Origin of the sequence: Vibrio sp. B1-2, assembly GCF_963888445.1 — a bacterium.
Classification (GTDB): domain Bacteria; phylum Pseudomonadota; class Gammaproteobacteria; order Enterobacterales; family Vibrionaceae; genus Vibrio; species Vibrio anguillarum.
In genome coordinates this window covers 1-15,411 of record NZ_CAWPJH010000001.1, presented here as the reverse complement: position 1 = coordinate 15,411, position 15,411 = coordinate 1, and the positions used below count along the sequence as shown (strand labels likewise).

Genomic DNA, 15,411 nt, shown 5'->3' with positions numbered 1-15,411 from the left:
GATATGCAGAAGAAGCAAACGCTTTCAATGGTAGTGACGAATGTGCAACTACTGGAATCAGGATTATCCGCACAAGCGATGTTTAATGTGCAAGGCGGTGTGATTGGCTCTGCAAGTGATGCGCATTGGCAGCTTCGTGACGGTAAAGGGAAAATTCAAAATCATCACTGTGCAATCCGTGTGATTGATGGTGCGTTTTGCATTCAAGATCTGGTTGGTAATACCTATGTTAATGGTTCCCATAAGCCGTTAGGGCAAGGTGCTTCGGCTAAGTTGGAGCATAAAGATGAGGTGGCCATTGGACCTTACCAAATTCGTGTCATTTTTGGTCAAGTGGGTGAAGATGATTCTCTGATTAATGGCTCTTTGGATCAGCTGTTTGCTAAAGAGGGGCTCGATCTACTCAAAGATGGTCCATTGGATGATATCAGCCGCGACGAGGATGAACCAGAGCCGAGTTCAATGGACCCTATCGCCGCTTTAGATGATTTATTGCAAGGCATTAAACAAGAAGAGTCGTTGCTTGAAGAGACGGAAAAACCACTCGCACAAGCACAACATTCATTAGTGCCAGAATACGATAGCCAGCAGTCGCAACTGCAGTTTACGCCTCAAGCTGACAGCGAGTATGAGATGACGTCATCGATTCGATTAAAGAAAATTCTCGGTTTTGGCAAAACCTCCACCGATTTACCACCTATTCCGGCTGTTGAGCACCATGAGACTGCGCAACCACCGACTCATTTGAACATTAATAACAGCATTTACAACGTACCTGAGGGCTTAGCGATGGACGATAAAGTATTAGATCTACTTGAGGAAGAAGTGGCGAGAAGCTACCACCCTCACTCCGAGCAACACAACAGCTCGTCAAACAATGCATCACACTTATTGACCGGCCCCATGCTCACCGGGCTAGGTGTTGACGTTGGCAATAGCCACGATATGGCGAAAATGCACATGCTTTCAGAAGAGCTTGGGCAATCGTTGCAAGCGTGTGTGCAAGGTTTGCTTGAGCTTCACCAGCAAGTGAGTGAAGGGCGTTTTGGTATGATGAATCGTAACTTGCAACCGATTGAAGATAACCCACTTCGCTTGGGGCTATCATACGAAGAAACCATTCGTACTCTGTATGATGCTGATAAAAGTGTGGTGCACTTGTCTGCCCCAGCGGCGATTGCCGAAAGCCTAAAAAATGTGCGCGACCATAACGAAGCAATGCAGCACGCCACTAGCGAAGCCCTAAATCAGATTCTTAATGCCTTTTCTCCTCAAGTGCTACTGCGCCGTTTCCAACACTACAAGCGCAATAGTGATGCACAGAGTAACTCTTCAGATGCTTGGGCGTGGGAGATGTATTGCCACTACTACCAAGAGCTCACTTCTAATCGCCAAAAAGGATTTGAGAAACTGTTTTGGGAAATTTTCGAGCAGTCTTACGACAAGAAAATTCGTGAAAAACAGCTGGAGCTATAACGGTGAACAAGCGGTCTTTTGTCCTGCTGATGCTACTGACGGTATTAACCGCCTGTAGCTCATCAGAAAAGTATGAGCCAGCCACACAGCCGACCAAGGTAACGTTCAGTCTCGTTAGTGATGAAGGTACTAACCCTAATATTTGGGGTGAAGCGTCGCCGATAGAGGTTCAAGTGTTTGAGCTCAAAGATGATTCGATGTTTATGTCTGCCGATTATGACCAAGTAAAAGCAGACTACAAAAAAGCGTTACGCAGCAATTTTATCGCCAATTACGATTATGTAATGACACCAGGCCAGTTTAAGTTTGTGAACGCGTTCGAGATTGATGAAGGCACGAACTACATTGGGGTCATGGCGCATTTTGCTGAACCTGAGCTGAGTGAATGGAAAAAGGCCGTCAAAGTGCTTAACAAAGGTAGGGAATATCATCTTTTGATGTATTTCAAAGACTACGATGTAAAACTGGAAAGGGTGGAATAACAAGATGTTTGCGCGTAATCGTGTCATTTGGAATGAAGGTCTATTCATTAAACCGCAGCATTTCCAGCAGCAGCAACGCTATTTTGAATATCATATTGATGAACGCATCTCATCAGTCAGTGGCTACCTTTACGGAGTATCAGAGTTATCACTTAACCCTGAATATCTCTCTTTTGGTCGTATCGCGATCGAACGTGCGGTCGGCATTATGCCTGATGGAACCGTTTTCCGCATTCCTCAGGAAGATGTGTTGCCCGATGCGCTCGAGATTGCCGATGCTTCGCTTGCAAACCAGTTGGTCTATTTAGCGGTGCCACTTCGCAGTGAATCGTTAATGGAGATTAACTGGCCTGAAGAGCGTGGAACCGGGCGTTATTTAAGCAATCGTCTAGAAGTGCGTGATGTGCATACCGTGCGCGGTGACACCACGACGCTAGATGTCTCACCTGTTCGTGTGCAGTTGATGCTTGAAAAAGAAGACAGAAGCTCTTACGCCTCAATTGCGATCGCTCGTATTTTAGAAAAACGTCCTGATGGCAGTGTCGTGCTCGATCCGGACTTTATTCCGTGCCATCTTAATGTTGCGAGCAATGCGGCTTTGCACCGTTTTATTAACGAAATCTCTGGGTTAATGCGCGAACGTGCCAAAAACATTGCTCAGCGTATCAGTTCTCCCTCTCAAGGCGGGGTCGCGGATGTGTCTGATTTTATGTTGTTGCAAGCCCTGAATCGTCTACAACCCCAGATGCAACACTTGGCAGAGCTACGCAGTTTGCACCCGGAACGTTTATTTGAGTGCCTGTCATGCGTATGTGGAGAATTGGCTACATTTACCGATGAAAGCCGTTTACCACCGAGCATCCCGAGCTACAACCATGAAATGCCGACCCACTCTTTTGGGCCGCTGATCCGCAACTTAAGACAGAGCCTAAGTATCGTACTTGAGCCTAGAGCGGTCTCGATTCAGTTGGATAAACGTAAGTACGGCCTGATGGTTGCCCCAATCCACGACCCTCAACTGGTTGAAAGCGCAGAATTCATCATCGCGGTGAAAGCACGCATGCCATTAGATGAACTGCGTCGTCTCTTTACTCAGCAGACCAAAGTATCGTCAGTGGAGAAAATCCGCGAGCTCATTTCACTGCAATTACCGGGCATTCCAATTACACCGTTACCAGTGGCACCAAGGCAGTTGCCTTACCACGCCGGTTATACCTATTACCAATTGGATAAAACCAGCTCAGCATGGTCGATGTTAGGTCGCTCAAGTGGTTTTGCTTTCCATGTCGCGGGTGCGTTTGAAGATCTTGACCTGCAATTCTGGGCGATTAGGAGCTGATGATGGCCATTGATAAAAAAAACACCCAATACAGCGGTCTGCTTTTTGACAGCGTCGAGCAGATCAACCACGACCAAGATTACTGGTTTCAACTGCGTGGTGATAACCCTAATGTTTTGATTGATGCTGCTACCCCTCTGTTTGGTTTGTCGCTGCGGGTACGCAGCTTGTCAGAGTGCGAAAACATTGAGCAGATCTACAAACAGACGGTGGAAGAGATTAAAGCGATTGAAATCGAGCTTGCCGAGCAAGGGTTTGAGCATGCGATTTTGATGGCTTATCGCTACATTCTGTGCGCGTTTTTGGATGAAGCCGTCATGGGAACCGAGTGGGGTGCATCTAGTGTGTGGGCTGAACATTCTATGCTGTCTCGTTTCCACAGTGAGACTTGGGGCGGCGAAAAAGTGTTTACCATCTTAAGTCGCTTGGAAGGTGAACCTAAACGTTATCGCGCGTTGCTAGAGTTTATCTATCAATGCCTAGTGTTAGGTTTTGAAGGTAAATACCGTGTGATGGAAAGCGGCCACAACGAGCGTGAAAAGGTGATCAGTCGTTTACATGACACCGTCAGTTCGTTGGATGAAAACGAGCCGAAAGAACTGACCTCCGCCACGGACCATGTGGTGAAATCAAAATATAAGTTAAGCAGGCAGTTACCGGTTTGGTCAGTACTGCTTGGTTTTGTCATTATTTGGGTCGGTGTGTTTTTAGGCTATTCCTATTTACTGCACAGCCAATCGGCAGACGTATTAAACCAATTGAACCAAATACTCTAATTATAAAAGGCTAGGTGATTGTAGTGATCCGTATTGAATTACCCACATTAATTTCAAAACTCAATGAACAGAGTAAGCTAGCCCTAGAGCAAGCCGCTTCATTATGTATTGAACGTCAGCACCCAGAAGTGACCTATGAGCACTTCTTACATGTGTTGCTAGAGAACCCACTTTCGGATGTGCGTGTGATAGCTAAGCACGCTAACTTAGATGTGGAAACCGTAAAACAAGCCATCAGTGCAAGTTACGCTCGTGAACAAGTGTTAGATACCTATCCAGCATTCTCGCCACTGTTGGTTGAGCTATTGCAGGAAGCTTGGTTGCTTTCTACCACTGAGCTGAATCAGAATCAGCTTCGTTCAGGTGTGGTGTTTTTAGCCGCGTTGATGCGCGCTGATCGTTACCTACCACTTCAACTAATCCGTCTTTTTGAACACATCAACAAAGAGAGCCTAAACAAAGGGTTTGATACGCTGTTGCAAGACTCTTCCGAGTCGGCGGTTGAAAAAAGCAAAGCGGGTTCTCAAGCTCCTGCCGCGCTGGATGCAGCGTCATCTTCGCCACTGCATAAATACTGCACCAATGTCACGGCGCAAGCGCGTAACGGCGAACTGGACCCAGTCTTGTGTCGTGAAAACGAACTCAATTTGATGATCGACATCTTGTGTCGTCGTCGTAAAAACAACCCCATCGTTGTGGGAGACGCTGGTGTCGGTAAAAGCGCCATGATTGAAGGGCTTGCATTGCGCGTCGTTGCGGGCAATGTGCCGACACAGTTGCAAAATGTAGAGTTGTGCTCACTCGATCTCGGCTTGTTGCAAGCGGGTGCTTCAGTCAAAGGTGAATTTGAAAAACGTCTTAAAGGCGTGATTGACGCGATCAAAACCTCGCCTAAACCGATCATTTTGTTTATCGATGAAGCGCACACTTTAATTGGTTCTGGCAACCAAGAGGGTGGTAGTGATGCGGCCAACTTGCTCAAGCCGGCTCTTGCGCGAGGCGAGCTCAGTACTGTCGCAGCCACCACATGGAAAGAGTACAAAAAGTATTTTGAAAAAGATCCTGCGCTGACTCGTCGTTTCCAGTTAGTGAAATTAGAAGAGCCGAGCATCAGCCAAGCAGTAGATATTCTGCGTGGCTTGAATCGTGTTTACGAAAAAGCCCATAACGTATTGATTACTGATGATGCATTGAAAGCCGCCGCCGAGCTTTCAGCGCGTTACATTTCAGGTAGACAACTGCCGGATAAAGCGATTGATGTGTTGGATACTGCTTGCGCGCGTATTGCAATTAATATCACCACACCGCCGAAGCGCTTAGCGCAACTAGAGACCGCTTGCCATCAACGTCAACTTGAAATTGATATGCTTGAGCGTGCTCAATATTTAGGTCAAGTGGTTGATTCGCATCGCTTGGATGAGCTATGTAGCCAAGAAGTGGCCGATGAAGCTGAAAAAGCGACCTTGACTCAAAGCTGGCAAGAGCAAAAAGCGATCATTGAGCGCATTATTACCCTACGCGATCAGCTCTTAGATGACGCTGAGGATCATGGTGAGCAGACCCAAGTTGAGCGCGATGAGTTACTTGTTCAATTGCAGGAGCAATATCGAGCTTTAGAAGAGATCCCTCATAATGATCGTCTCATGCATCCACAAGTCGATGCTCAGCAAATAGCGGAAGTGATTGCGGACTGGACGGGCGTGCCCGTTGACCAAATGAACAGCGATGAGCTGCATAAAATCACCCACCTAACGGCTATTTTAGGTGAGGCAATCAAAGGGCAAGATACTGCGATTGAGCGTGTTCACCGTAACTTATTAACGGCGCGCGCGGATTTGCGCCGTCCGGGGCGTCCAAAAGGTTCCTTCCTACTCGTGGGTCCAAGTGGCGTTGGTAAAACCGAAACGGTAGTCCAACTGGCGCAACAACTTTATGGTGGTAAACAATTTTTAACCACTATCAACATGTCGGAATATCAAGAAAAGCATACTGTTTCACGCCTGATTGGTTCGCCTCCGGGTTATGTTGGTTATGGTGAGGGTGGCATTCTTACCGAAGCGATTCGTAAAATGCCGTACTCTGTGGTGCTGTTAGATGAAGTTGAAAAAGCGCACCCAGAAGTGCTCAATATTTTCTACCAAGCCTTTGATAAAGGTGAGCTGGCCGATGGTGAAGGTCGAGTGATCGACTGCCAAAACATCGTCTTCTTCCTCACCTCGAATTTAGGTTACCAAACCATAGTCGATTACGCGCAGCAGCCTCAGTTGCTTGATGAGCAGCTTTACCCAGAACTTGCGGCTTTCTTCAAACCCGCCTTACTGGCTCGTATGGAGATTATTCCGTATCTACCGCTCAGCAAAGAAGTGCTAGAGCAGATTGTACGTGGCAAGTTAACCCGCCTTGAGCAGCTCTTTAAACAGCGTTATGCCGCTGACGTGGTGATTGAAGATAGCTTGATCGAAGAGATCTTAAGCCGTGCAACGCGCTCTGAAAATGGGGCTCGTATGCTGGAAGCGATCATCGAAGGTCAATTACTACCACCGATTTCATTAGCTTTGTTAAATAAATTGGCTGATAAACAACCAGTACAACGCATCTATTTAGCGGCGGAAGAGGGTGAGTTTATTGGAGAGGTTGAGTGATCATGAGTCACTGGTTAGCTTACGCAACCGAGCTTGTTGTCGCGAGAAAGCCTAGCCAATTGGCCGCATTGTTTGTAGAAACGCTGCGCCGAGAGCTAAGGCTCGATACTTGCTCGTTACTGGTTCCCAGTTCAGACGGCCGTACCTTAGTGCCACAGGATAACCCGCTGAATTTAAGCTGGTCGGTCACCGATTTTGATTGTCCGTTTGCCCATGTATTGCAATCGGCCAAATCGATGCACTTAACCGCTGATGAATTGGTTTTTTGGCAATCTAATCGCCTGTTTAGTCAACTCACTAGCCGGGTCGGCATGCTAGATAGCGTGGTTGTACACCCGTTACCTAATGGGGATACACAAGTTCAGTCTATTTTGCTGTTGATTGGTGAAACCCATACCTTGGAAGGCCTATTTGAGCAGCCAGATTTTATCAAGTATGTGGATGTTTTTTGCCATCAGTGGTCGTTGCTTAATGAGATGCAACGGGAAGAACAAAATCGACAAAACTTATCGGAATCCTTGTCTGACGTCCAGCGAGACAACGCTCGTCGTTCATTAATTGCGAGCCTCTCTGAAACCTTAATCGGTAACAGTTTGGCGATGAAAAAATTAAGAGAGCAGATCATCAACGCCGCGCCATCACAGCTTTCAGTGATGGTGCAAGGTGAAACAGGGACAGGTAAAGAGTTGGTCGCGCAAGCGGTGCACCAACTCTCGCCCCGTAAACAAGCGCCATTTGTTGCTATTAACTGCGCGGCTATCCCTGAAAACTTATTGGAAAGTGAACTGTTCGGCTACTGCAAAGGGGCGTTTTCCGGCGCGGATAGCGATAAACAAGGGTTGATTGCGCAAGCCGATGGCGGAACCCTGTTTTTGGATGAAATCGGTGATATGCCCTTGAGCCTGCAAGCCAAATTACTACGGGTGTTGGAATCTCGATCTTTTCGGCCGATTGGCGGTAAAAACGAACAATCTTCTGATTTTCGTTTGGTTTCAGCAACGCATGTCAATCTCCTCGAACAAGTGCGTAATAAATCGTTTCGTCAGGATCTTTATTACCGCTTATTTCAGTACCCGATCACTTTGCCACGCCTTGCGGCAAGGATGGATGACATTGAACGGCTTAGCCAACATTTTGTGCGCAGCTTTAATCAGCAGCATGCAACCAACATTCGGGGTGTGCACTATAAAGCGATCGATTGCCTAAAACGTTATGACTTTCCCGGTAACGTGCGTGAACTCAAGCACCTTATTGAATTTGGTTGTGCGCAAACACTGGATGGCACACAGGTGGAGGAGTCCTGCTTTACACAACGTTTAGCATACACTAAAGCCGATCAGCAGCCAGAGACTGAACGACATGGGCATAAGGTCGCTAAAGCTGAGTCAGGTGTCAGCCGAGTGGTGGATGATTTAAAACAAGCGGTGAATGAATTTGAGTCTCGTATTATCCGTGAGCGCCTCCAATATTTTGCTGGTGACAGGGCCAAAGCGGCCCAAAGCCTCGGTATTCCCAAGCGGACCTTGGCCTATAAATGCCAAAAATTGGAGATTAAAACACCATGAATAAACGGTTGTTTAGGCTCACAGTTTGCCTCTCTATGACGCTGTATTTTCCCATGGCAAATGCGGAAAATGATGCTGTAGCACAAGCAGAGCAATGCACTACGATCACATCTCGGTTAGAGCGATTGAGCTGTTTTGACCACCTGTTTAAAACGCCTTCTGACGTGGTGATGCCTCAAGCGGCAACGCCCAATGCGCCGCTATCTTGGCAACGCGCCTTTGATAGCATCAGCCAGTATCAAGACGGGGAAGCAAGTCACTTAACCGTTGAGGGCGACGATGATAAAGGGAATGCGTGGATTACTTTGGTTGCGTTAAATCAAAATACAAAGTTTGACGATAACGCTAAACCTGTGCTGCTGATGAGCTGTATCGACAATTTGAGTCGAGTGGAATTGGCGTTTCCTAGCGCGATTGATGACCCTCGCATCCAAGTGTCGATTGCTAATATGCAGGCACAATCTTGGCGTAGTGACGATTTAGGTTTGCTCTTTTCCTCAGGCAGAGGCATGCCAGCGATTGAGATGATGAAAGCGATGGCGCGAGAAAATCGCCTTGTGCTGCGTTCAAACTCTCCTTTTGTTGATGGATTGCAGTTTGATGCGAGCGAGCTTTCGCAATCATTAACGGCACTAAAAACACGCTGTGGTTGGTAAGGAGTTCCAATGGAGTTAACCGATTATCGCCGCTGTATTACTCAGCCTATTCAAGCCGATAACCCTGTGGGTGAGCGCCTGATTGATGATCCGCTGTTTGATTTTGTTGAAGATCAAATGATGAAAGTGGGGTCACTCTCCCACGCTAGTGTGCAATGGGATGAAGTCGAACACAGTACGCTCAAACTGCTCAGCGAAAAAAGTAAAGATCTCAAATTATTGATCTACTTGTTGCAGTGTTTGCATAACCAAGTCACACCGCTACGTTTCACCACGTCGCTGCAGCTGCTGAGCGATTTCATGTCCCTTTACTGGGAAGATTGCTTCCCTGCGCCAGGCAAAAGAGGCAGTTTGCCACGTCGCAAATTCTTCAGCCAGATTGTGCAGCGGTTAGCCTTAGTCATCGACAAGTTAGATTTCGCACAATTTGATGGACCAGATCGTGATGAGTTAAACACCGCGATCGACGCGCTACAGCAAGCGACTACTCAAGCCGGACTGATGTCTGAAAGCGTTGAAAGTCTAGTGGCTAAAGTTCAAGCCCAACTGCGCCGTGCAACAGAACGTGAGCAAGCGACTCAACATGTGCAAGAGACTCCGGCGGTTGAACGTAAAACCACCACCCAGAGCGCCATCTCAGTCGACAGTTCAAGTGACAAAGCTACTAAGCAGACCTTACTAAAGGTAGCTGAGTTTTTGTCTGAACAAGAGTTCGGCATTGCCTTGGCAATACGAGTCAGGCGTTTTGCCGTGTGGTCAAGTATTACCTCATTACCTGAGCACGACGTCAGCGGTGAAACACTGTTACGGGCGATGGCGCAAGAACGAATCAAAGAGTATCACGACCAAATGCGTAGCCCAGATTTAGCCTTATGGCGCAAGGTAGAGCAGAGTTTGACCATGGCACCTTACTGGTTTGAAGGGCAGATGATGAGCTATCAAATCGCGCAAAGCTTAGGCCAAAAGGCGTGGAGTGAAGCCATTTTGAGTGAAAGCCAGCAGTTTGTGGCACGTCTACCTGCGCTGCTCGAGTTGAAATTCAAAGGAGGCGAGCCTTTTGTCAATGCGAGCGTAAAAGAGTGGCTACTCAGCCAGCAGCAAAGGAGCACCCAAGGCCAAGTAGCAGGTGATTGGCAAGACAAACGCAAAGAGGCGTTTAGCTTAGCGAAAGAGGGAGGCATTGCGGTGGCGCTCTCTATGCTCAACGATGGTCTGGTCAGCGCCAGTGAGCCAAGGGATAAATTCTATTGGCGGTTATTATCGGCTGATTTGTTAAATAGCAATAATTTAGATGCGATGGCGAAAGAACAGTACCAAACGTTACATGCTCAGGTTAGCACCATGAGCGTTACCGATTGGGAACCCTCATTAGTTGAGCAATTAGAACAATACACAACGTCAGAGTAAACGAAGGACACAAACCCATGTGGAAATTTATTGTTGGGATCGCAAGAAAGTTAACACCGGGCATTGCCGCGGCGATGCCTATTTTGCTATTTAGCACATTCATTCTATTGAATGTTGCGATTTGGTGGGCAGGCCCTTGGCTAGAGATCGCGGGTAATAAGCCACTTGAATCGATAACCGCTCGCGCAGTGGCAAGTAGCTTGTTCACTTTAGGTGCATTGGCCGTTTGGGGTGTTTGGCAGTGGCGAAAATTGCAAGGTTTTAAAGCCGAGCAAAAGCGTGAAGATCAGCTTCGCCAAGATCCAATTAAAGCCTATGAAGAGCGCCAAGAGGTTGAGCTGAACCAAGTGATGGTCAGCATGAAAGAGAACCTCAATAAACGTAATTATCTTTATGCGTTGCCATGGTATTTAGTGCTCGGTTTGGAAAATGCCGGTAAAACCAGCCTCATCAACCGCTCTGGGCAAAACTTTGTTTTTTCTTCGGTAATGCGAGCCTCGGGTCAAAAAAGTGAAAACCCGTATTCGTTTGATTGGTGGATTGGCGATGAATCGGTATTGATTGATCCAGATGGAGAGCTACTGACACAAGGTAACCATAGCAATGATAACGATGGTGCGATGGAGCGCCGTTTGTGGCTTCATTTTGTTAATTGGTTGGAGAGAACACGTAGCCGTCGTCCACTCAACGGTATTGTTTTAGCGTTAGACGTTTCTCACTTAGCAACCGCAACTGCAACCGAGCGTAAAGCTTACGCCAATTTATTACGTGCTCGTTTACGTGAACTGATGGAGACGTTATCCACGCGTCTACCTGTCTATATTGCATTGACGAAATTGGATTTATTACACGGTTTTGAACCTTTCTTTAAACATTACTCGCGCAGTCAGCGTGAAGATGTGCTGGGCTTTACCTTTTCGCTCGACTCTATTGATGACTTGGATAACTGGCTCAACGAGTTTTCAAAAGACTACAGTCAGTTTGTTGAGCGCATTAATGATGTACTGCCGCACGCCGTTTCTGTGCCGATGGATTTGGAAGAGCGCAATGCTATTTATAGCTTCACGCGTCAAATTTCTGGTTTAAAAGAGATCTTATTACAATTTTTCAACGATGCATTGGCCAGTGATCAGTTCTCTACGTCGGCTTTGGTGCGTGGTGCGTATTTCACTTCTGTGTATCAACAGGGCGTACCCACAAACGCATTTGATGATGCCGCTTCACGTCGTTACGGGCTAGATCATGCCATCAACAAAGCGCAGCAAGCCAAAAACTCAACGGTTTATTTCACACAAAAACTGTTTAATAACATCATCTATCCTGAAGCTGGGCTTGCCTCAGATAATTTTCGTGTTGCGAAGCAAAAACGGCGCTTGATTGGTTTGTCAGTAGTGGCCGGCTCTATTGCAACTGTGTTATTAGTTGGCACTTGGCATCGTTATTACCTTAGTAACGTGAAGCACTCTGATGCTGTGTTAGCGAAAGTAAACGAGTACAAAAACGAGTTCCCCTCTAATCTTTATTTAGCCTCTCAGCAAGATGTTCTCGTGCCGCTCAATAAAATTCGAGAGGCGACATTGGAGTTTGGCTTCTTCCGTGATAAACCACAGTACATTTCCGATTTTGGTTTGTACCAAGGCCACACGATTGGTCCAATGGTTGAAGCGACCTATTTGAATCTATTGGAAAACCGCTTTTTACCTCTGCTAATGGCTGATGTCGTTGTGCAGCTTAACCAAGCCAAAACAGATGAAGAGAAACTGGCCGTGCTGCGTGTTTATCGCATGATGGTAGATAAAAGCGGCCGCTATAAGGATTATGTACTCGATTATTTCTCCAAATACTGGCAGCAAGAGTTCGCTGGGCAACGCGTGATCCAAGAAGAACTACTGGGGCATTTAGACTACGCCATGTTACACACGGATTTAGCGGGTGATCGCGCTCGCGGTGATCGCAATGCAGAGTCGGTGATGAAGCCTTATGATCAGGTGGTGGCGAAAGTGCAGTCTGATCTTGGTTCTATGCCTAACGATCAACGTGTTTACCGTAATTTGAAGTTGAATGCACAAACGGTTCTTGGCCCCTCGATCAATTTACGCAACTTGATTGGCCCCGTCTTTGATGTGGTTTTTGAAGAGCGAGTGGTCAACAGCAGCTCGCTGTATATTCCGCAAATGCTCACCAAAAAAGGGTTTGAAGATTACTTCATGCCGCAATCAGAATCCGTTTCTGAGCTGGCCTTGATCGACAGTTGGGTACTAGGGCAATCCAAATCGGCTCAATTTAGCGAAGCGGATAAGCATGACCTTCGTAACAAAATCCGCAGCTTGTATGTGGCGGACTACACCAATACCTGGCGTGCGGCTCTTAATGAAATCAGCGTTAAGTATTTTAGCGACATCAATGACGCGGTGTCAGTATTAGAAAACTTTACTGGCAACATTGAACCGATGCAGCGTTTGCTTCGCACTTTAGAAAGCAATACTCAAATGTATGCCAGTGTGCCTAAAGATGAAGCCGCGCAAAAAGAGCTGTTAAAAAATCCAAAATACAAAGTTGCTTCGCAGATTGATGCGCCCTTTGCTGAACTAAACGCTATGCTCAAGCCAGTCGGTGATAAGCCAGCGTACATCAATGAAGTATTAGTGGCGGTGGAAGAGTTACAAAATTACCTCAAATCTATTCAAGAAGCGCCAGATGTTGGTATGGCTGCGCTGGATGCCACCAAAGCACGCGTAAAATTAGTGAACGCTGATCCAATTTACACGGTGAAACGTATTGCATCAGGTTTGCCTAAACCGCTCGATACAATGGTGTCTAAACTGGCGGATGAGAGTTGGTATGTTGTCAAACAAGAAGCGATTAAGCACCTTGAAGTTCGTTGGCATGATGATGTTTACAAAACCTTTGAAGAGAAATTGGCTGGGCGCTATCCATTTAATGAGTCTTCCAACAAAGACAGTTCTCTTTCTGATTTTGAAGCATTTTTTGCGCCCAACGGCACATTAGACAACTTCTACAACAACCAGCTAAGAATGTTTGTGGAAGAAAATATTGCGGTCAATGATGACGATAACGCGCAGTCGATTATTCGCAAAGACGTTCTAGAACAGCTCAAGCAGGCGAAGAAAATTCAGCAAGCTTTCTTTAACCGCAAAGGGGTCTTAGACGTTAGTTTCTCGGTTGAACCGCTACGCTTGAGCAACAACAAACGCCGCAGTGTGCTGAATGTTGACGGTCAATATCTCGCTTATAGTCACGGCCCAAGAGACAGTGTCGAGTTGATTTGGCCAAATACGCTGCGTGATTCTGCGATCTCTAAAGTAACGTTAGTGCCGACTAAAAATAATATGTCGCCACGAAGTATTAATATCCAAGGTCCGTGGGCATTTTTCCGCTTGCTTGAACAAGGTGATGTGGTGGGTGCTAGTTCCACGTCGGTTGACTTTAAGTTTGCAGTTGACGGTGGTGAGATGATTTATCGACTCAATTCAGAGGCAGATATTAACCCATTCACCGAGCGGTTATTTAAGTCATTCAAACTCTCGAAAACCCTTTACTAAAATAATAGTGAGGAGCGATTGGTCATCGCTCCTCAACTCACTTAGGACGCTGTAGTCATGTCCAATATTGTATTTATCGACCACGCTCGTTTTCATTTGATAGATGATGCTGCCGCTGTTCGTCACATTGATGCCTACCAAAAGGTGAGAGATGAGATCAATCGTCGTAACAACCCATTATCAGGTGGTCCAGACTGGGCTGTGGTGAAAGTTGCTTGTGAAACATTAGCAAAAGGCCCGGGGATTGACCTTTTGCTGTGCGGTTATTACACCGTAGCCTGTTTAAAAATGCAGGGCTTAGCGGGATACGCCAATGGTGTTGAACTGCTGTGCTGCTGCTTAAGTAATTTGCCAAAACCGGACGTAAAATCGGCGAAAATGCGCAAGGAAGTGCTCGATTGGGTTAATGCTCGTGTAGTGCGGGAGTTAAAAGATCTGCGTCCGAATCATGAAGCACTGCGTGATTTATACCGTTGTGAGCGCTTTTGTGAGCGTATGCATGCCATTTTAGAGCTGCAACAGCCGGACTATTTGGTTGATTTCGAAGGAGTAGGTTTTGCTATTTTTGAACATATTGATCGTTTAGAAACGCAATATCATTCGCTGCTAAAGCGCCATACCCAAACGGAACAGGTTGAGCAGGTGCGTAATCAAAAGCGCTCACGTGTTACGCATGTGGCCGCTTTTATATCCGGTGTTCTTGGTGTTGTGATGGTGTATGGGGCCGTCACTTATTTGCCGTTTTTCAACTCAATATCTTATGCAACCAACCTAAGGTTACCTGCTTTACATACGCCAGAGCAGGTCAATGCGTTTCAACAGGCTAACTCGCCAGCCAAGCTTGAACAGTTGTCAAATGAGATTGTGCCATTGTACCGAGAGGCGATTGAGCAAAAAATGGCGCGCTCTTTTGAATCGGCTCGTGTTGAAGCCCAGCAAGTGTTGGATGCGTTATTGCAACTTTATCCCCAAACCGAATCGGTGCTGGAGGTTGATCGAGCGTTTGCCGATGCTAAGCGTGAAGCTCTGCAACAAACTGAGCGCTTTATGGAGCGTTTTAGTGAAACGCGAACCAAGATGGCTAACATCGCGCTGCTCGCGCAAAAAGGAAAATTAACCGAACTGCAAAGACAAACCAAATCGTTGGAGGAGTTCGCTATTAGTTTGTCTCCTATTTACGGGAGAGCTGCATATGTCGAAGAGTTGCTCAAAAAAGGTGATGTTGTACAGGCTGAACAGGAGTTTATGATTCTGAAGCAGCGGCTTAATAATTTGAGCTGGAAAATGGCCGAGCTCGACAAGCAGTTTGAGCATTTGACTGTGACACATAATCAGGAAGCTCAGACTCAATAAGCTGAGCAACAATTGGTTATTGAAGGGCAACTTTTTGCTCATATCAGGCAGTTTGTTGCCTTTGTCAATCGAGCTGTTTATAAGCTCATGAATATCAAAGAAAAATATCTGGCACTGCACTTGCTGTACTAGTGTCATTTTGCGATAAAAGA

The 15,411-nt window shown here is 46.5% G+C and carries 10 protein-coding genes; all 10 read left to right on the top strand.

Annotated elements, in window-relative coordinates; translation table 11 throughout:
• Positions 1-3: 3 nt before the first annotated feature.
• From tagH to AACQ75_RS00005, 10 genes are read left to right on the top strand one after another with little or no spacing between them, the layout of a single operon-like run.
• Positions 4-1,476, top strand: coding sequence for a type VI secretion system-associated FHA domain protein TagH (tagH, locus tag AACQ75_RS00050; protein WP_013868297.1), 1,473 nt, complete (start codon positions 4-6; stop codon positions 1,474-1,476).
• A gap of 2 nt (positions 1,477-1,478) precedes the next feature.
• Positions 1,479-1,958, top strand: coding sequence for a type VI secretion system lipoprotein TssJ (gene tssJ / locus AACQ75_RS00045; RefSeq protein ID WP_013868298.1), 480 nt, complete (start codon positions 1,479-1,481; stop codon positions 1,956-1,958).
• Positions 1,959-1,962: 4 nt separating this feature from the next.
• Positions 1,963-3,297, top strand: coding sequence for a type VI secretion system baseplate subunit TssK (gene tssK, locus AACQ75_RS00040; protein WP_017044997.1), 1,335 nt, complete (start codon positions 1,963-1,965; stop codon positions 3,295-3,297).
• A 2-nt stretch (positions 3,298-3,299) separates the two neighbouring features.
• Positions 3,300-4,073 carry a type IVB secretion system protein IcmH/DotU gene (icmH, locus tag AACQ75_RS00035; protein WP_026028435.1) on the top strand — a complete coding sequence of 258 codons (774 nt, stop codon included), beginning with the start codon at positions 3,300-3,302 and terminating at the stop codon, positions 4,071-4,073.
• A gap of 23 nt (positions 4,074-4,096) precedes the next feature.
• The gene (gene tssH, locus AACQ75_RS00030; protein WP_170889184.1) at positions 4,097-6,715 is read left to right on the top strand and encodes a type VI secretion system ATPase TssH; all 2,619 of its coding nucleotides are present in this window, start codon (positions 4,097-4,099) and stop codon (positions 6,713-6,715) included.
• 2 nt (positions 6,716-6,717) lie between these two features.
• Positions 6,718-8,280, top strand: coding sequence for a sigma-54 interaction domain-containing protein (locus AACQ75_RS00025; RefSeq protein ID WP_064626981.1), 1,563 nt, complete (start codon positions 6,718-6,720; stop codon positions 8,278-8,280).
• Positions 8,277-8,936, top strand: coding sequence for a type VI secretion system-associated protein VasI (vasI, locus tag AACQ75_RS00020; RefSeq protein ID WP_094132563.1), 660 nt, complete (start codon positions 8,277-8,279; stop codon positions 8,934-8,936). The genes AACQ75_RS00025 and vasI overlap by 4 nt, the downstream gene beginning before the upstream one ends.
• A 9-nt stretch (positions 8,937-8,945) precedes the next feature.
• Positions 8,946-10,343, top strand: a complete 1,398-nt coding sequence (gene tssA, locus AACQ75_RS00015) for a type VI secretion system protein TssA (RefSeq protein WP_170889183.1) — start codon at positions 8,946-8,948, stop codon at positions 10,341-10,343.
• Positions 10,344-10,360: 17 nt separating this feature from the next.
• Positions 10,361-13,906 (top strand): type VI secretion system membrane subunit TssM, encoded by a 3,546-nt coding sequence (tssM, locus tag AACQ75_RS00010; protein WP_013868305.1) that lies wholly within the window; start codon positions 10,361-10,363, stop codon positions 13,904-13,906.
• A gap of 57 nt (positions 13,907-13,963) precedes the next feature.
• Complete coding sequence (locus AACQ75_RS00005; RefSeq protein ID WP_170889182.1) at positions 13,964-15,259, top strand: type VI secretion system ImpA family N-terminal domain-containing protein; 1,296 nt, start codon at positions 13,964-13,966, stop codon at positions 15,257-15,259.
• The last annotated feature ends 152 nt before the right edge of the window (positions 15,260-15,411 follow it).